Raw genomic sequence first — 16161 nt, 5'->3', positions numbered from 1 at the left:
CCTGGCTCTGCCGCTCGACCATGTGGTCATCGCCGTCAACGACCTCGAGGCCACCATTGCCGACTACCAGGCGCTGGGCTTCAACGTGCTGCGCGGTGGCGACCACCCCGGCCGGCCCACGCACAACGCGCTGGTGGTGTTTGCCGACGGCAGCTATTTCGAGCTGATCGCCTGGCGCGAGCCGGCGCCCGCCGACCGCTGGTGGCAACTGTTGCAGCAGCATGGCGAGGGCATCGTCGACTTCGCCTTGCTGCCACCGGGCACCGCCACCACCGTGGCCGCCGCCCAGGCGCGCGGCCTGGCGCTGAGCGGCCCGCATGACGGTGGCCGCGTGCGCCCCGACGGCGAGCAGCTGCGCTGGCAGACGGCGCGCCCGCCCTCACACGACCTGCCCTTTCTGTGCGGCGACCTCACGCCGCGCGCGCTGCGCGTGCCCGAGGGCGATGCACGCGTGCATCCCAACGGTGCGCTGGGCGTGGCCAGCCTGTCCATCGCCGTGCACGACCTGCCCGCCAGCCTGGCGCGCTACCGTGCCCTGCTGGGCGAGCCGCCGCAGGGCGCCCCCGAGAGCCGCGCCAGCGCGGCGGTGGACCTGCCGCACAGCGACGTGCAGGTGTCGCTGGTGCGCGCGGGTGCCTCCACCCTGGTGCTGAGCGCGCCACGCACCGAGGCCGGTCCGCTGGCCCGGCACCTGGCCAAACGCGGCGAGGGGCCCTATGCGCTCGTGCTTGCAGGGGCCCAAGGTGCCACGCAAGTGCTCGATCCGGCACTCACGCATGGCGCCCCGATCCGGTTCTGAGCCGAGCCGGCAGCCCCGGAGCGCGCTGCCATGACCCGTTGCCAGCGCTTTCAGGGTAAGCACTGGCAGGGGACTTGCTTGCAATGCTGTGCATGCATTCGATAATGGACGGGATGACCGAACTGATCTTGATACGCCACGGCGAGACCGACTGGAACCGTGAGCTGCGCTTCCAGGGCCAGGTGGACGTGCCCCTGAACGCCACCGGCCACGAGCAGGCGCGCCGCCTGGCCGAACGCCTGGGGACCGAACGCCTGGCGGTGGACCACCTGGTCTGCAGCGACCTCATCCGCACGCGCCAGACGGCGCAGCCCGTGCTGGGCGCCTTGCTGCCGCAGCTGCACATCGACAACGTGGTGGACGCCAGCCTGCGCGAGCAGAGCTTCGGCCTGGTCGACGGCATGCGTGTGGACGACATCAAGCTGCAGCATGCCGAGGCCTGGGAGAACTGGCTGCGCTTCGACGCCGATGGCGGGATGCCTGGTGGCGAGACCACGCGCCAGTTCCACGCCCGGGTGATGGACGCCGTGCGCCGCCTGGCGCAGGAGCATGCGGGCAAGACCCTGATGGTGGTGACCCACGGCGGCGTGCTCGACATGGTCTGGCGCACGGCGCAGGGCGTGGGCCTGCACGGACCGCGCCAGAGCGACATCCCGAACGCGGGCTTCAACCGCGTGCGCCTGGATGGCGACGCCATCGAGCTGCTGCACTGGGGCGACGTGCGCCACCTGGCCGACCTGCCGCCGCAGCCGGTCTACGACCAGGCCAAACTGCTGGTGGCGGCGGTGGACGGCGCTGACTGATCCCAGTGCGCCGGCCCTCGTGGCCGGCTCTGATGGAAGACCCTGGTTCAGGCGCCGGGCAGGGTGATCTCCACCTGGTCCTGCGCCACCTGCACGGTGACGTCCAGAGGCAGGGCCAACTGGTGCAGCGCTGCCAGATCCAGGGCCGGTGGTTGCGCCAGGCTGTTGCCCTGCAGGGGCGGCAGGTCCTGCGATGCCGATACCCCCTGCGCGCGTACTCGCACCCCCCTGGCGCCCGAGGGCTCCACGGTGATGCGGGCGGGCACGGGGCCGGGCCGCTCCGCCAGGTGGTAGAGGGCGGCCAGCACCACGTACAGCAGCGTGTGCCGTGCCGTGACCTGCTCGTCCCAGCCGGTTGCATCCTCGACCAGGGGCTCCAGTTCGGTGCCGCGCACCATCAGCATGGGCCGCGCCAGCTCGACGGCTTCGGCCACCAGTGCGCGCAGGGCCTGGCGTTCGTTGATCTGCAGGTCCCACTGGCGCAGGCGGCGGATGTGGTGGGCAATGTCGCCCAGTTGCTCCTCGATCTGCTCCACCCGCTCCACAGCCTGTTCGGGGGTCAGGTCGCCCTTGGCAAGGCGGCGCTTGAGCAGCATGGTCCCCATGCGCATCACGGACAGGGGGCTGGCCAGGTCATGGCGCAGCACCGGCATGGCACGCATCAGCACGGCATGCTGCAGGCCGGCGTCCATCAGCTCCCGGGCATGATCGGGAAGGGGCGGCTCGGAGTTCTTGGCGGGCATGGGTGGTGGATGGGGCTGGAGTGGCGGAGCTCAGGGAGCGGGAGGGGCCTGCAGCGCAGCGGCGCAGCGCGCCATCAGCGCGTCGAAGGCGTCGAAGTCGAGCGGCTTGCCCAGGATGTAGTCGAAAGCCCCCATCTGGCTGCCCGCCGTCCTGGCGTTGCCCGAGGCCATGCCGGTGATCGCAATGGCAAAGCAGGGGCCTGCGCCGTGCTCGGCCACGCTCGCGCGCAGCAGTGGCACCAGGTCCGAACCGTTCATGTCCGGCAGGTTCTGGTCCACCAGAAAGATCTGCGCAGGCCTTTCCCTGGCCAGGGCCAGGGCGCGGGCCGCAGTGGCGGCCGTGCGCACGGAATGGCCTTCCATGGACAGCAGTTCTTCCAGGAGCTCGGTGGCGTCCTGGTTGTCATCGATGACGAGGATGTCTAGCGGCATGGTGGTATCAGGGGCCAGCGGGTGTCAGGTGGAGGGGTCTGCAGGAGGGCGTGCCGGGCGCTGCGGCAGGTGCACGGTGAACACCACATGCGGCGCCTCGTGCGCATAGCCGATGCTGCCGCCGTGGCCCTGCACGATCTGGTGCGCGATGTACAGGCCCAGGCCCAGGCCGGAGCGGTTGCGCGCCTTGCCCACCGACGATGCCTTGAAGGGGGTGAACAGGTCGCCGGCCACCTCGGGTGCAATGGGCGGGGCCACGTTGCGCACCTGGATGAGCGGGCCTTCTGGCGTGGCCTGCATGTGCACCTCGACCGGGTGGCCTGCGTCGCCGTGGTGGCGCGCGTTGCTGACCAGGTTGGAGAACACCTGCGCCATGCGATCGGGGTCGACCTCGGCCTGCAGGCTGGCGGGCAGGTGCCCCACCAGCTGCATGCCCGGGTGGGCCGTGCGCGCCTCGTCCATCAGGTCGGCCAGCAACTGCACCAGGTCGATGCTGGCGGGCTGCAGGTCCAGCCCCAGCCGGCTTTGCAGGCGCGACATGTCCATCACCTGGCTCACCAGGCGCTGCATGCGGCTGCTCGACGACTGGATGCGCTGCCCCAGCTTGCCGGTGTTGACATCGGCGCCATTGTTCTTTTCGAGCACCCGCGCCGCCATGCTGATGGAGTGCAGCGGATCGCGCAGGTCGTGGCCGAGCACCGCCATCAGGTGGTTGCGGGCGTTGTTCAGTTCGGCGTGGCGGGCGTTCTGGGCGCGCACCAGCTCTGCGAGCAGTTGCCGTGCGATGTCCAGGTCATCGGCGGCCCAGTGTTCGGAGGTGGAGCGCACGATCTCCTTCCACAGATCGAACGAGCCGCGCGGTGTGAGGCGGGGGCCCAGGGGGCCTGGGCGAATTTCCTTGTCGGGCTTGCCGCCCCAGTGGATGGTTTCGATCTGCTCCTTGCGCAGGAAGACCAGCCAGCTGCCCCGCTGCAGATCCAGCGGCAGGGCCAGCACACCGCACCAGGGGGCCAGCTGCACGGCAATGGCCGGTGCCTCCAGCGGCAGGGCATGGGTGGCGTACAGGGTGCTGCCGGCGTGCGTGGCATCGAGCCATTGCAGCAGGGCCCGGGCGGCGTCGTCGCTGATGCCGCCTTCGGTGCACAGCTTGCTGTGCTCGGACACGATGATGGCGTCGGCATGCATCGATGCGGCCAGGGCGCCCGCATGGGTGCACAGCCCGGTGAATTCATCGTCGGAATGAAGCACGCTCTCCATGACCCGGGTGCGCAGCTCGGCCACCTGCAGCTGGCGCTCGGCCTGCTTGCGCGCCAGGGCCGCCTGGATGGTGGCGCCCAGCATCTGCGCCATCACGTCGCAGGCCATGCGCACGCTGTAGGTTACCTGGCGCGGCCCCATGTGGTGGCATGCCAGCAGGCCCCACAGCCGGTTGTTGATGACGATGGAAATGCTCATGGACGCGCCCACGCCCATGTTGCTCAGGTATTCGATGTGGATGGGCGAGACGCTGCGCAGAATGGCGGCGCTCAGGTCCAGCGGCTTGCTGCCTGCGGCCTGAGCCAGGGGCACCGGCGCGGCCTGCACGTCGGCGATCAGGCGCAGGGTGTTGGCCACGTACAGTGCGCGCGCCTGCGCCGGAATGTCGCTGGCGGGGTAGCGCCGGCCCAAGTAGGGGTCCAGGAAGTCGGCCCGAGATTCGGCCACCACGTCGCCGCTGCTGTCGGGGCGGAAGCGGTAGGCCATCACCCGGTCGAAGCCGGTGAGCGCCCTGAGTTCCTGGGTGGCCAGTTGCAGCAGGTCGTTGATGGCGGCACGCGGGCGGCGCAGCTTTTCCATGGCGCGGTGGGCCTGCATGGCAAAGCCCGTGAGCGCGTCGGACGATGCCTGGCGGGCCTCGAACTCGATCACCAGCAGCTCGTGCGACTGGTGCAGCACCACGTCGAAGCTGCGGCCTTCGATTTCCAGCTCGGTCGGCATGGGCAGATCGGCGGCGGCGCCCAATGCAGCCAGCCCCTCGTCGAGCAGCGCGCCGATCTGGGGATGCTGCGCCACCAGCGCGCTGCTGCGCAGCACATCGCCCGGCAGCAGCGCGTGTCCCAGCTGTGCCTGGGCGTTGCTGCTGGCATGGCGTACCACGCCGCTTGCATCCACGGCCACGAGCACCCCGTGGGACTGGATCGAGCCCGGGATGTGGATGGGCTCGCGGTCGCAGTTTTCCAGCGTGGTGGGCTGCACAGGGGCCGCAGCGGAGGTCATGCTGGCGTTCCTTGTGTGGCGTCCATGGTGTCGAAGTGCGCCTGCAGGCCCTGGAAGGCGGCCAGCGCACCGTCGCACGCGGCCGCAATGGCCGGCGGCGAAGCCACGTGCGTGCGCAGCAGCGCCATGAATGCCTTCCAGCGCGCACCGGTGCCCGCGCCATCGCCTTGCAGATATCGCAGCGGGTGCGGCGCCAGCCGGGGCGCGAGGCCGCGATGGAGCACCTGCCCGCCGAGCTGCGAACCTTCGACCACATAGGCCATGCCCCAGCGCACAGCATCGGCCTGGCCGGGGTGGCGCGCCAGGGCCTGCTCCAGGCACTGCGCGGTGGTCGCACTGGGCTGTGGCCAGGGCAGGGTGGCTTGTTCATCCATGTGCGCCAGGTCCTCGCGCAGCGCCGACAGCCGCGCTGCAGGCGCGAAGCCAAACCCGGGTGCGTGCGCCTGCAGCGTTTGCAGCGCAGGCCACAGCGCCTGCAGCCAGGCAGCCAGTGCGTGGACGTGATTCTGGTAGTCGGCCAGGTTGGCGTCGGCACGGGCGATGGGCAGGCCGGAGTCGAGCTGGGCATGCCGCTCGGCGGTGGCGTGCCGCAGCGCCTGCAGCGCATCGGTCATGGCAGGCTGGGGCGGCGTAGGGGCAAGGGCGTTGTGGGGCAAGGTACGACAAACCGGTGGAGGGGCGCACTGCACCCCACGGGTACCGTGCGCTCTCATTCTAGGACCGGATTGGCCTGCAGCGGGCCTGTGCAGGCAGGGGTTTGCCCCGTGAACGGCGTGGCGCCGTGGGGGTGGCATGGGCGGCTACAAGGGCAGGCGGTTTTGTCCTACATGCCGCCCAGTGCGCCGTCCAGGGCGAGTGCGCCGTACACCCCGCGCAGCTGCCGCGCCAGGCGCAGGGATTCAGGCTGCGCGTTGGCCTGGGGCTGCAGCAGGTTCTGCAGCGTGGCCCACTGGCCGCTTCGGGCCAGGGCGTCGAGGTAGATCTGGTGGAACAGGTCGCGCTGTGCATGGCTGCCGCCCACGGCCACCAGTTGCGGCAGAGCCAGGACCAGTTGCCATGCCGCTGTGGCCCAGTCCCCGGACGCGTGCGCCAGCAGCCCGTGGGCGGCGGGAACGCAGACCTGCTGCCAGACCCTGCGCTCGTGGGCCTCGGTGCGGCTGGCGGCGTGGGCCTCGATGTGCTGCAGCAGCGTGCGCGCTTCGTCCACACGCCCGGCGCGCGCCAGCCCGTAGAGGTACTGCAGGTCCAGAAAGGGCATGACCTGGTCCGACAGGCGCAGCGCGAGGTGGTCGGCCACGTCGGCCCAGCGCGCGCCCACGTCGACGCCGGCCAGCTCCAGCCGGGCCAGCAGGGAGACAGCGTTGATCTGGTCCTGCGTGTACTCCTTGACCACGCCCCACACCTGCTGGTCGTACAGCGCCAGCACCTCGGCATGGCGCTCCTGCTCCAACAGGAACAGCGCCTGGTGCCACCAGTTGTGGGTGACCATGAAGGAGTTCAGTCCCGTCCAGGTGTCGCTCACGCTGGCCATGAAATCGGTGCCCTCGGCGATGCGGCCCTGGGTCAGCATCACATGCGCCAGGGCGTGGTGGGCCCAGGGCTCCTTGCGGCACAGGGCCACCGCATGGCGTGCCGAGGCTTCGGCGCGGTCGAGCAGGTGGCACTGCTCCCAGCCAAAGGCCAGCATGCCGTGCAGGTAGGGCACTTCGGCAGCAGCGGGCAGGGCGGCCAGCGCAATGCGCAGCATGCCCGGCGAGTCGCCGCGGTTGAACAGGTGGTATTGCCCGAGCTTGAGCGAGGCCAGGTCGCGCGGGTGCAGCCGGGCCTGTTCCTCGTGCAGTGCAATGGCGCGCGGCAGGTCGCCATCGACCCAGGCGGCCACGGCTGCCACGAAGCGCTGCTCGCGCTCGCTTGCCTGGCCGGCTGCCGCCTGCGCGCGTGCCAGGTAGGGGCGTGCGTTGCGCGGCGCATCGGCCGATTCGGCGAACATGTGCAGCGCCGCGCAGCAGGCCTGTACGATGGCGCTTTCGTCGTGCTCGGCTGCGAGCACGTTCACGGCACGCGCTTCGCAGCGGATGAAGCCTTCGACGAAATCGTTCAGGGCGGCAAGGCTGCTCGGGTCGTGCAGGGTGACGGGGTTGCCCAGGCTGTCGGTGGCGGTGTGCATCGGTGCATTGTGCGGGGCAAGGAGCTACCCCGTCTTGCGGTCACTCATTTCCCGTGGATGAGCGCGAGGTACGCGGTGCGCGTGGGGGCGGACACCGAGGCCACAAGCTGCTCGTGCGGCGTCTTGTGGCGCGCCAGCATGCGCGCCGTGGCGATCGTCTTCGATTTGCAGAACCAGTGGCAGGTGTGCTGCATGAGCAGCAGCTCGGCTGTCATGGCGAAGGCCTTGTCCTTGGGCGCCAGGTGCTCGCTGTTCTGCGCCACGCTGGCGATGCCGCGCGCGTGGATGGCCAGGGCGCGGCGCATGTCGAAGGTGGCGGCGGGCAGAATGGCCTGCGCAAACGGAATCGCCAGCGCCAGGCGGCTCACGCGGGCCTGGGCTTCATCCACCTTGGAGAAATCGGCGGCGAAGCGCGCGAACTGCTCGGCCAGCTGCGATTCGGTGGTCTCCAGCAGCGACCAGATCTGGCTGCGCCGCTCGTCGGTGCTTTCACCCAGGGCGCGCAGGTAGCCCTCGGTCAGCGCCTCCATGAGCTTCTCGATCTGGTAGTTGCCCAGGTGGCTGCCCAGCAGTGCAATGCGCTTGCGCTGCTCCTTGGCATTGAGCATGTAGACACCGCTGGCGATGAGGATCGACAGGATCAGGACATCCATGGCGACTCAACCCTTGGGCGGCTGGGGCCAGGGGCGCTGGGGCGCGCGGATCAGCTCGAAGGCGTGCGCAACCTGCAGCACCCCGAGGTCGTCGAAGCGCACGCCCGCAATCTGCAGGCCGATGGGCAGGCCGGCTTCGGTGTAGCCGCAGTTGACCGATGCGGCCGGCTGCTCGGACATGTTGAATGGCACGGTAAAGCCGATGTGCTCCAGCGGGCGCAGCGGGTCGTTGGTGGGCGAGGGCAGCTCGGCCTGGAAGGCGACGTTGGGCGCCACCGGCGAGATCACGTAGTCGAACGCGTTGCAGGCCTTGACGGCGGCCACGCGGGTGAGGTGGAACTGCTGGCTGGCGTTGAACACCGCTGTGCCCGACATGCCTTCGGCGCTGTCGGCCCAGGCGCGGATGTAGGGCAGCACCTTCTCGCGCCTCACGGCAGGCAGGGCCTGCAGGTCGGTGAAGGAGCGCATGCGCCAGAAGTGGTCCATGCCGTCGAGCATGGCCTGCGTCATGAAGGGCTGCATGGGCACGATGGTGGCACCGGCGGCCTCCATCAGGCGCGCGGCGTTTTCCACGGCGGCGCGCACCTCGGGCTCCACGGGCAGGCCGCAGCCAGCGTCCAGCAGCAGGCCGATGCGCAGGCCGCGCAAGCGCTCGCTGCCCTGGTCGAACTGGTTCCAGGCGATGTCCTGTGCGGGCAGGCCCATGCTGTCGCGGGCATCGGGCTGGCTGAGCACCTGCATCATCAGCGCGGCATCGGCCACGGTGCGCGTCATGGGGCCGGCGGCGCGGCCGGTATAGGGCGGGTCGATGGGGATGCGGCCCAGGCTGGGCTTGAGGCTGAAGATGCCGCACCAGCTGGCCGGCAGGCGCAGCGAGCCGCCGATGTCGGTGCCGATGTGCAGCGGGCCATAGCCGGCTGCAGCGGCGGCGCCACCGCCGGCGCTGGAGCCACCCGGGCCCTTGCTCAAATCCCAGGGGTTGCGCGCCAGCGGGTGAAAGCTCGACAGCCCCGAGGAGAGCATGCCGTAGTCGGGCATGGTGGTCTTGGACACGATGACGGCACCGGCTTCGCGCATGCGCGCGGCGGGGGGCGCATCGGCTGCGGCGGGCACCAGGTCCACCGCGGCCGTGCCGGCCGGCAACGGGTCACCCCGGGTGGCGATGTTTTCCTTGATGGTGGCGGGCACGCCGTCGAGCAGGCCCATGGGCTCGCCGCGCTTCCAGCGGGCCTCGGACGCACGGGCCTGCTCCAGCGCCGCCTCGGGGCGCAGCAGATAGGTGGCCTTGATGTGGGGCTCCCACGCATCGATGTGTTTGAGCACGGCCTCGGTGACCTCGACGGGGGACAGCGTGCGCTGGCGGTAGGCAGCGAGCAGGGCGTGGGCGGGCAGGTCGTGGAGGTCACTCATGGCAGGTGGCTGGGCAGGAGGGGAGGGCGCGGGGCGGCTGTGAAGGCACGCCAGGAGCGGTCAGCAAAAAATGAAGCAGGCGAAGTGCACGGCACCAGGCCCCGGAGCGCAGCAGGGGCTCTTGCGAGCCCCTGCAAGTTCGGGTTGCCCGGGCAGTGCGTGCCGCCGGGCAACCATCTTACGGTCTCTCAGGACCAGGACAGCGACGAGATGTCGTTCACGAACACCGGCATGTCTTTCCACAGGCCCTTGAGGTTCTTGTTGGCCACCGTGATCCACTGGTTCGAGTACAGGAAGGCGTGCACGGAGTCCTGCGCCAGCAGGCGCTGCGCGTCGCCGAGCAGGCGCGAGCGGTCGGCCGGGCGGGCAGCGTTCTTGATCTGGTTGAAGATCTCGTTGAACTTGGGCGAGTTGTAGGCCCAGTAGTAGTCGGGCTTGGCGAAATTGCCCAGGTCGAACGGCTCCACGTGCGAGATGATGGTCAGGTCGTAGTTCTTGCTGCCGTAGGTGCCGCTGAGCCACTGCGCCCATTCCACGTTCTGCAGCTTGGCGACGATGCCGATCTTGGCCAACTGCGCTGCAATCACCTCGCCGCCCTGGCGCGCGTAGGGGGTGGGGGGCAGCGTCATGGTCAGCTCCAGCGGCGTCTTCACGCCGGCCTCGGCCAGCAGCTTCTTGGCCTTTTCCACGTCGTAGGGGTTCACGCCCGTGGTGTCCACGTAGCCGAAGGCGCCGGGCACGTAGTGGCTGCCGATGGGCGCGCCATAGCCGTCGGCCGCGCCTTCGATCACGGCCTTGCGGTCCACAGCGGCAGCGATGGCGCGGCGCACGCGCACGTCATCCAGCGGCTTCTTGCCGTTGTTGATGGCCAGGATGGTCTTGGCGCGCGAGCCGCTGACCACCACCTGGAAGCGCGGGTTGGCCTTGAACTGGCTCACGCTGCGGGGTGTGACGCGCGGGAAGGCGTCCACATCGCCTGCCAGCAGTGCGGCAACCTGGGCGGCCGGATCGGAGATGAAGCGGAACGTGGCGCGCTTGATCTTGATGCTGGCCGGGGCGCGGAAACCGGCCCAGGCTGCCAGCACGACGGAGGAGCCCTTGTTCCATGCGTTCAGCTGGTAGGGGCCGGTGCCCACGGGCTTGGTGGCATTGCCATCGGCGCTCTTGGGCTCGACGATGATGGACGTGGCCTGGCCCAGGATGAACAGCAGGTCGGGGTCGATGTCCTTGTTGAGCAGCACCACGGTGTAGTCGTCCACCACCTGCGTGGTGAGGTTGGCGAAGGTGCGCTTGTCCTTGTTGGTGCTTTTCTCGCCGCCTGCGCGGTCATAGGAGAACTTCACGGCGGCAGCGTTGAAGGGCTCGCCGTTCTGGAAGGTGACGCCGCGGCGCAGCTTGAAGGTGTAGGTCTTGAGGTCGGGCGAGACTTCCCAGCTTTCGGCCAGCATCGGCGAGACACTGCCATCGGCATTGATCTTGGTGAGCGTCTCGAAGATGTTGTACTGCACGATCTCGGCGATGGCCGAGGCGGCGCCGGCCGTCGGGTCCAGCCCTGGCGGCTCCAGCGTCATGGCCAGCACCACGGCGTCCTTGCGGCCCTGGGCGAGGGCGCCGAACGGGGTGGCGAGGGGCACGGTGGCGATGGCGCCAGTGGCAAGAACGGTACGGCGGTTCAGCATGTTCGGACTCTCCAGACAAAAAACTGACGAAGACCCCGGTGCAATTTGTTACCGGGGAGCACGGAAGCTTTGTACACCATTGGTGGCGCTTGTGGTTATGCGGTTTTCGCGGCTGCGGCCGCAGCGGCGCGTCGGGCACGCGCGCGGCCGGGCTGCACCTGGGGCACGGCGCCCACCAGCGAACGGGTATAGGGGTGCTGCGCATTGCGAAACAGCTCGGCCGGCGAGCCGCGCTCGACGATGCGCCCCTGGTAGAGCACCACCACTTCGTCACACAGGTGGTTGACCACTGCCAGGTCGTGGCTGATGAGCATGTAGGTGATGCCGAACTGCTGCTGCAGGTCCTGCATCAGGTTGAGCACCTGGGCCTGAACCGAGACGTCGAGCGCGCTCACCGGCTCGTCGGCCACGATGAGCCGCGGGCGCGTGATGAGGGCGCGTGCGATGGCGATGCGCTGGCGCTGCCCACCCGAGAACTCGTGCGGGTATTTCCCGAGGTCGTTGGTGCGCAGGCCCACCTGCGCGAGCACCTGGCCGGCCTGCTCACGCTGCTCTGTGCGGCTGGTCTCGCCCTGGGCCTGCAGCGGCTCGGTGACGATGCGCTCCACCGTCTGGCGCGGGTCAAGCGAGCCATAGGGGTCCTGGAACACCATCTGAAAGTCGCGCCGCGCCTGGCGCAGCTCGGCCGGCGCCAGCGTATGCAGGTTGCGGCCAAGCAGGTGCACCGTGCCGGCGGTGGGCGCATCGAGCGCCATCACCGTGCGCGCCAGGGTGGACTTGCCCGAGCCTGATTCGCCGACGATGCCCAGGCTGCGGCCCGAGGCGATGGAAAAACTCACGCCGTTGACGGCATGCACCTTGCCCGGTGGCTGGAAGAGGTGCTCGCGCGGCAGGGTGTATTCGCGCACCAGGTCCGTGACCTGGAGCAGGGCAGTATCGGCGCTGGCCGGTGCCTGTGGCTGCTTGCTGCTCATGCGGCCACCTCGACGACCTGGACGGCCTGCTGCGCGCTCAGCGCCTGGGCGATGGCGTCGCGGCGCAGGCAGCGCACCTCGTGGTCTCCATCGGCATCGGTGGCCACCAGGGTGGCTGGGGGGCGTTCATGGTGGCAGGCATCCACGGTGTAGCTGCAGCGGCCGGCAAAGGGACAGCCGGCAGGCAGGTCCACCAGTTCAGGCACCGTGCCGGCAATGGTGGACAGGCGCGGGCGCTGGCCCGGCGCATGCACCGCGCCCAGGTGCGGGCGGGCGGCGAACAGGCCGCGCGTGTAGGGGTGTGCCATGGCCGAGAACACCGAAGCGGTGGAGCCGCTCTCGACCACGCTGCCGCCGTACATGACCATCATGCGGTCCACGTTCTGCGAGATCACGCCGAGGTCGTGCGAGATCAGGATCAGGGCCATGTTGCGCTCGGCCACCAGGTCGCTGATGAGGTCCAGGATCTGCTGCTGGATGGTCACGTCCAGTGCGGTGGTGGGCTCGTCGGCAATCAGCAGGTCGGGCCCGCAGGCCAGGGCCATGGCGATGGTGATGCGCTGGCGCTGCCCGCCCGAGAACTGGTGCGGATAGGCATCGAAGCGCTGGGCCGCATTGGGGATGCCCACGCGGTCGAGCAGGGATATCGCCTCCTTGCGGGCGTCCGCAGCACCCATGCCGCGGTGCAGGCGCAGCGGCTCGGCCACCTGGCGGCCGATGCTGTGCACGGGGTTCAGGGCCGTCATGGGCTCCTGGAACACCATGCCGATGCGGTTGCCGCGCATGCGGCACATCTGTGCATCCGTGCGGCCCACGAGCTCCTCGCCGTCGAAACGGATGCTGCCGCTGACCTGGGCGCTGTCGGGCGGCAGGCCCATGAGCGACATGGCGGTGATGGACTTGCCGCAGCCCGATTCACCGATCAGGCCCAGGGTTTCGCCGCGCTCCAGGGCAAAACTCAAGCCGCGCACGGCGTCGGCAGGGCCCCGGTGGGTCTGCAGGCGGATCTGCAGGTTGGAGACTTCAAGCAAGGGCATGGCAGAAGGTCGTCTTCATCGTTTGCGAGAGAGGCGCGGGTCCAGCAGATCGCGCAGGCCGTCGCCCAGCAGGTTCAGGCCCAGCACGGCGAAGGCGATGGCCAGGCCCGGCCACACGGCCAGCAGCGGCGCCTGGAACATCAGCGTCTGCGCCTCGCTGAGCATGCGGCCCCAAGAAGGCTGGGGCGGCTGCGTGCCCAGTCCCAGGTAGGACAGGGCGGCCTCGGCCAGGATGGCGATGGCGAACTGGATGGTGGCCTGCACGATCAGCACCGACAGGATGTTGGGCAGCACGTGTTCGAGGGTGATGCGCCAGCTGCCCTTGCCGCAGGCGCGCGCGGCCAGGATGTACTCGCGCGACCACACGGCGTTGGCCGAGGCGCGCGTGACGCGCGCAAAGGTCGGTATGTTGAAGATGCCGATGGCGATGATGGAGTTGACGATGCCCGCACCGAACACCGCCGTCATCATGATCGCCGAGAGGATGGCCGGGAAGGCGAAGGTGAAGTCCGCCAGCCGCATGATGAGCTCCTCCACCCAGCCGCGCTTGGCTGCGGCCAGCAGACCGAGCGCCGTGCCGATGGACAGGCCGATGCCGACCGCGATCACACCCACCAGGATGGAGTTGCGCGCGCCCACCAGCAGCAGCGAAGCCACGTCGCGCCCGAAGGCATCGGTGCCCAGCCAGTGGGCCAGGGTGGGGGATTGCAGCTTGCCGGGCAGGTCCATCTCGTAAGGGGACCAGGGGGTCCAGACCAGGGAGAGCCCGGCGGCGACGAGCAGCAGCAGCGACAGCACGGCGCCGATGACGAAGCTGCGGTGGCGCAGTGCGCGGTGCCACCAGCCGGGCGGCGGCGTGCCGGCGGGCCGGATGGAAGGAGTGGAAGGAACGGCGCTCATGGGGTTCGGGGTGTCGTTCAGATATCGCTGGCTTTGACGCGGGGATCGATCACTGCGTAGAGGATGTCCACCACGAAGTTCACGATGACCACCATGGCCGCCAGCAGCATCACGCAGTTGCGCACCACGATCAGATCGCGGTTGGAGATGGACTGGAAGATCAGCCGCCCCAGGCCCGGCAGGTAGAACACGTTCTCCACCACGATGGTGCCGGCCAGCAGGTTGGCGAACTGCAGCCCCATCACTGTGATCACCGGGATCATGGCATTGCGCAGCACATGGCCCCAGAGCGCGGCGCGCTGCGAAAGGCCTTTGGCGCGCGCCGTGCGCACGAAGTCCTCGCGCAGCACCTCGAGCACGGCCGAGCGCGTGATGCGCGCCAGAATGGCCGCCTGCACCACGGCCAGCGCGATGGCGGGTAGCAGCAGGGCCTTGAGCGCGTCGAGCGGGCTGCCGCCGGCATCTTCCGTCCACCCCGGGAAGCCCCCGGCCGAGAACCACTGCAGCTTGACCGAGAACAGCAGGATCAAGAGGATGGCGAACCAGAAATTGGGGATGGCGATGCCGATCTGCGCCAGGCCCATCACGCCCACGTCGCCCACCTTGTTGTGGCGCGAGGCCGCGTACACGCCCGCGATGAGCGCCAGCACCGTGGTGATCACCATGGCCATCAGCGCCAGCGGCACGGTGAGGGCCAGGCGTTCGAGCACCAGTTCCAGCACCGGCGTGCTGTAGGCGTAGCTGTTGCCCATGTCGCCCACCACCAGGCCGCTGACCCACTCCCAGTAGCGCTGCATGGCCGGCTGGTCCAGCCCCAGCTTGGTGGCCAGCGCCGCCACGGCCTCGGGCGAGGCGTCTGGCCCCATGAGCATCTGCGCTGCATTGCCGGGCAGGATCTCCAGCACCAGGAAGACGACGATGGAGGCGCCAATCAGCGTGGCCAGGAGCGTGATGAACCGCTTGAGGAAGAACAGTCCCATGGTGGGGTGTCGTGTGGGTAGTGGTGGTTGTGCGTGGCGCCCTGGGCGGTGAATTCCCTGGCGTCACAATTAATGTGTATACACAGCATAACGGCAAAAACACCCCGCCGGCGGTGTTGTGTTGTGGTGTGGCTCGCAAGGTACATGCCCGGACCCACGATAATGTGCACCATGAAGCGCGCACTGTCTCCTCTTGTCGTGACCGCACCCCGCGTGCAGGGAGGCGTGCCATGGCGCTGATGATCACCGACGAGTGCATCAACTGCGACGTCTGCGAGCCGGAATGCCCGAACGACGCGATCTACCTGGGCCAGGAGATCTATGAGATTGATCCGCGCAAGTGCACCGAGTGCGTAGGGCATTTCGACGAGCCCCAGTGCGTGCAGGTCTGCCCCGTGGCCTGCATCCCCGTGAATCCGCAGCACGTGGAGACCCGCGAGACGCTGTGGCAGAAGTTCCAGCGGTTGCAGGCCCCTGCCCAGAACTGATATCTGTCAGCTGGCTGCGTCGGGCTGCTTGGCGGCAGCCGGTGGGGTGATGGTGGCAGCGCCCAGCTCGGGCGGGCGGGGCGGCTTGGGGCGCGGCGGCTTGACGGTGTGGATCAGCAGCGTGGCCTTGTCCATCTCGCCGGCCAGCATCGCCGGGTAGGCCTTGAGCGAGTGGGTGATGCTGTCCTCGATCAGCGTGCGCTGGTCGGGCGCAGGTTTTTTGAGCACCCAGTTGGCCACTTCCGACTTCACGCCTGGGTGGCCGATGCCGACCCGCAGGCGCCAGTAGTCTGCCGAGCCCAGTTGCGCATGGATGTCGCGCAGCCCGTTGTGCCCCGCATGGCTGCCACCGCGCTTGAGTTTGACCTGGCCCGGGGGGATGTCGAGTTCGTCGTGCACCACCAGGACTTCCTCGGGCGCGATCTTGAAAAAGCGCGCTAGCGAGGCCACCGACTTGCCAGACAGGTTCATGAAGGTCTGGGGCTGCAGCAGCCACACGCTCTGGCCGTGCACGGTGGCACGGGCGGCCAGGCCATGGTAGGAGCGTTCCGGGACCAGATTCACCTTCAATTCGCGCGCGAGGGCGTCGATCCACCAGAAGCCGGCGTTGTGGCGGGTGGCTTCGTAATCGGGGCCTGGGTTGCCCAGGCCTACAAACAGCTTGATCATGGGTGGGGATTATCGGTGGCTTGCTTGTGTGTCGCTGCTGTTGTCGATGGTTGGCGCGTGCTTTTGTCGAGGGCGGAGGCCGGGTCTCGGCCCGGCGGCCGAANTCTTTGCCATTGCGCTGCTCCTGCTTGGTCAATGCGGCGCTATTATAATTTATTTCTTCTACAACCT

At 68.9% G+C, this 16161-nt stretch carries 16 protein-coding genes; 3 read left to right on the top strand and 13 right to left on the bottom strand.

Annotation, left to right across the window (positions count from 1 at the left end):
* The first annotated feature begins 1 nt into the window (after position 1).
* The gene (locus ASE31_RS25205; protein ID WP_057205204.1) at positions 2 to 799 is read left to right on the top strand and encodes a VOC family protein; all 798 of its coding nucleotides are present in this window, start codon (positions 2 to 4) and stop codon (positions 797 to 799) included.
* A 113-nt stretch (positions 800 to 912) separates the two neighbouring features.
* The gene (locus ASE31_RS25200) at positions 913 to 1602 is read left to right on the top strand and encodes a histidine phosphatase family protein (RefSeq protein WP_157412658.1); all 690 of its coding nucleotides are present in this window, start codon (positions 913 to 915) and stop codon (positions 1600 to 1602) included.
* A gap of 47 nt (positions 1603 to 1649) precedes the next feature.
* Here ASE31_RS25200 and ASE31_RS25195 read toward each other — a convergent pair whose 3' ends face one another.
* The 12 genes from ASE31_RS25195 to ASE31_RS25140 form a co-directional block, all read right to left on the bottom strand.
* Positions 1650 to 2345 carry a hypothetical protein gene (locus tag ASE31_RS25195; protein ID WP_057204839.1) on the bottom strand — a complete coding sequence of 232 codons (696 nt, stop codon included), beginning with the start codon at positions 2343 to 2345 and terminating at the stop codon, positions 1650 to 1652.
* Between the two features lie 30 nt (positions 2346 to 2375).
* Positions 2376 to 2777: a response regulator gene (locus ASE31_RS25190; protein ID WP_057204838.1), complete on the bottom strand. Its 402-nt coding sequence runs from the start codon at positions 2775 to 2777 to the stop codon at positions 2376 to 2378.
* A 24-nt stretch (positions 2778 to 2801) separates the two neighbouring features.
* Entirely contained in the window at positions 2802 to 5033 is a 2232-nt protein-coding gene (locus tag ASE31_RS25185) for an ATP-binding protein (RefSeq protein WP_057204836.1), read from the bottom strand.
* Positions 5030 to 5647 (bottom strand): biliverdin-producing heme oxygenase, encoded by a 618-nt coding sequence (locus tag ASE31_RS25180; RefSeq protein ID WP_057204834.1) that lies wholly within the window; start codon positions 5645 to 5647, stop codon positions 5030 to 5032. Before ASE31_RS25180 ends, ASE31_RS25185 begins: the two co-directional genes overlap by 4 nt.
* A gap of 209 nt (positions 5648 to 5856) precedes the next feature.
* The gene (locus tag ASE31_RS25175; protein ID WP_057204832.1) at positions 5857 to 7200 is read right to left on the bottom strand and encodes a tetratricopeptide repeat protein; all 1344 of its coding nucleotides are present in this window, start codon (positions 7198 to 7200) and stop codon (positions 5857 to 5859) included.
* A 44-nt stretch (positions 7201 to 7244) separates the two neighbouring features.
* Positions 7245 to 7853, bottom strand: a complete 609-nt coding sequence (locus ASE31_RS25170) for a hypothetical protein (RefSeq protein ID WP_057204830.1) — start codon at positions 7851 to 7853, stop codon at positions 7245 to 7247.
* A 6-nt stretch (positions 7854 to 7859) separates the two neighbouring features.
* Entirely contained in the window at positions 7860 to 9263 is a 1404-nt protein-coding gene (locus tag ASE31_RS25165) for an amidase (RefSeq protein WP_057204828.1), read from the bottom strand.
* A 188-nt stretch (positions 9264 to 9451) separates the two neighbouring features.
* On the bottom strand, positions 9452 to 10942 hold the full coding sequence (locus ASE31_RS25160) for an ABC transporter substrate-binding protein (protein ID WP_057204827.1): 1491 nt from the start codon (positions 10940 to 10942) through the stop codon (positions 9452 to 9454).
* Positions 10943 to 11037: 95 nt separating this feature from the next.
* Complete coding sequence (locus tag ASE31_RS25155) at positions 11038 to 11916, bottom strand: ATP-binding cassette domain-containing protein (protein WP_057204825.1); 879 nt, start codon at positions 11914 to 11916, stop codon at positions 11038 to 11040.
* On the bottom strand, positions 11913 to 12953 hold the full coding sequence (locus ASE31_RS25150) for an ABC transporter ATP-binding protein (RefSeq protein WP_057204823.1): 1041 nt from the start codon (positions 12951 to 12953) through the stop codon (positions 11913 to 11915). Before ASE31_RS25150 ends, ASE31_RS25155 begins: the two co-directional genes overlap by 4 nt.
* A 15-nt stretch (positions 12954 to 12968) precedes the next feature.
* Positions 12969 to 13853 carry an ABC transporter permease gene (locus ASE31_RS25145; RefSeq protein ID WP_057204821.1) on the bottom strand — a complete coding sequence of 295 codons (885 nt, stop codon included), beginning with the start codon at positions 13851 to 13853 and terminating at the stop codon, positions 12969 to 12971.
* Between the two features lie 17 nt (positions 13854 to 13870).
* Entirely contained in the window at positions 13871 to 14833 is a 963-nt protein-coding gene (locus ASE31_RS25140) for an ABC transporter permease (RefSeq protein ID WP_057204820.1), read from the bottom strand.
* Between the two features lie 230 nt (positions 14834 to 15063).
* Here ASE31_RS25140 and ASE31_RS25135 point away from each other — a divergent pair, with 230 nt between their 5' ends.
* Positions 15064 to 15321 carry a YfhL family 4Fe-4S dicluster ferredoxin gene (locus tag ASE31_RS25135; protein ID WP_057204818.1) on the top strand — a complete coding sequence of 86 codons (258 nt, stop codon included), beginning with the start codon at positions 15064 to 15066 and terminating at the stop codon, positions 15319 to 15321.
* 6 nt (positions 15322 to 15327) lie between these two features.
* Here the strand turns inward: ASE31_RS25135 and pth are convergent, their stop codons facing one another.
* Positions 15328 to 15990, bottom strand: a complete 663-nt coding sequence (gene pth / locus ASE31_RS25130; protein ID WP_057204816.1) for an aminoacyl-tRNA hydrolase — start codon at positions 15988 to 15990, stop codon at positions 15328 to 15330.
* Positions 15991 to 16161 lie beyond the last annotated feature (171 nt).

Source organism: Acidovorax sp. Root217 (genome assembly GCF_001428645.1).
GTDB lineage: Bacteria > Pseudomonadota > Gammaproteobacteria > Burkholderiales > Burkholderiaceae_C > Acidovorax.
The sequence above is the reverse complement of the archived record's forward strand: the minus strand, read 5'-3'. Positions and strand labels throughout refer to the sequence as shown.

What these genes read in the sequence shown, in the direction of transcription:
- ASE31_RS25145 (WP_057204821.1), bottom strand. Translation starts at nt 13,853, where the DNA reads ATGAGCGCCGTTCCTTCCACTCCTTCCATCCGGCCCGCCGGCACGCCG.
- ASE31_RS25185 (WP_057204836.1), bottom strand. Translation starts at nt 5,033, where the DNA reads ATGACCTCCGCTGCGGCCCCTGTGCAGCCCACCACGCTGGAAAACTGC.
- ASE31_RS25170 (WP_057204830.1), bottom strand. Translation starts at nt 7,853, where the DNA reads ATGGATGTCCTGATCCTGTCGATCCTCATCGCCAGCGGTGTCTACATG.
- ASE31_RS25165 (WP_057204828.1), bottom strand. Translation starts at nt 9,263, where the DNA reads ATGAGTGACCTCCACGACCTGCCCGCCCACGCCCTGCTCGCTGCCTAC.
- ASE31_RS25140 (WP_057204820.1), bottom strand. Translation starts at nt 14,833, where the DNA reads ATGGGACTGTTCTTCCTCAAGCGGTTCATCACGCTCCTGGCCACGCTG.
- ASE31_RS25135 (WP_057204818.1), top strand. Translation starts at nt 15,064, where the DNA reads ATGGCGCTGATGATCACCGACGAGTGCATCAACTGCGACGTCTGCGAG.
- ASE31_RS25160 (WP_057204827.1), bottom strand. Translation starts at nt 10,942, where the DNA reads ATGCTGAACCGCCGTACCGTTCTTGCCACTGGCGCCATCGCCACCGTG.
- ASE31_RS25155 (WP_057204825.1), bottom strand. Translation starts at nt 11,916, where the DNA reads ATGAGCAGCAAGCAGCCACAGGCACCGGCCAGCGCCGATACTGCCCTG.
- ASE31_RS25195 (WP_057204839.1), bottom strand. Translation starts at nt 2,345, where the DNA reads ATGCCCGCCAAGAACTCCGAGCCGCCCCTTCCCGATCATGCCCGGGAG.
- ASE31_RS25200 (WP_157412658.1), top strand. Translation starts at nt 913, where the DNA reads ATGACCGAACTGATCTTGATACGCCACGGCGAGACCGACTGGAACCGT.
- pth (WP_057204816.1), bottom strand. Translation starts at nt 15,990, where the DNA reads ATGATCAAGCTGTTTGTAGGCCTGGGCAACCCAGGCCCCGATTACGAA.
- ASE31_RS25180 (WP_057204834.1), bottom strand. Translation starts at nt 5,647, where the DNA reads ATGACCGATGCGCTGCAGGCGCTGCGGCACGCCACCGCCGAGCGGCAT.
- ASE31_RS25175 (WP_057204832.1), bottom strand. Translation starts at nt 7,200, where the DNA reads ATGCACACCGCCACCGACAGCCTGGGCAACCCCGTCACCCTGCACGAC.
- ASE31_RS25190 (WP_057204838.1), bottom strand. Translation starts at nt 2,777, where the DNA reads ATGCCGCTAGACATCCTCGTCATCGATGACAACCAGGACGCCACCGAG.
- ASE31_RS25150 (WP_057204823.1), bottom strand. Translation starts at nt 12,953, where the DNA reads ATGCCCTTGCTTGAAGTCTCCAACCTGCAGATCCGCCTGCAGACCCAC.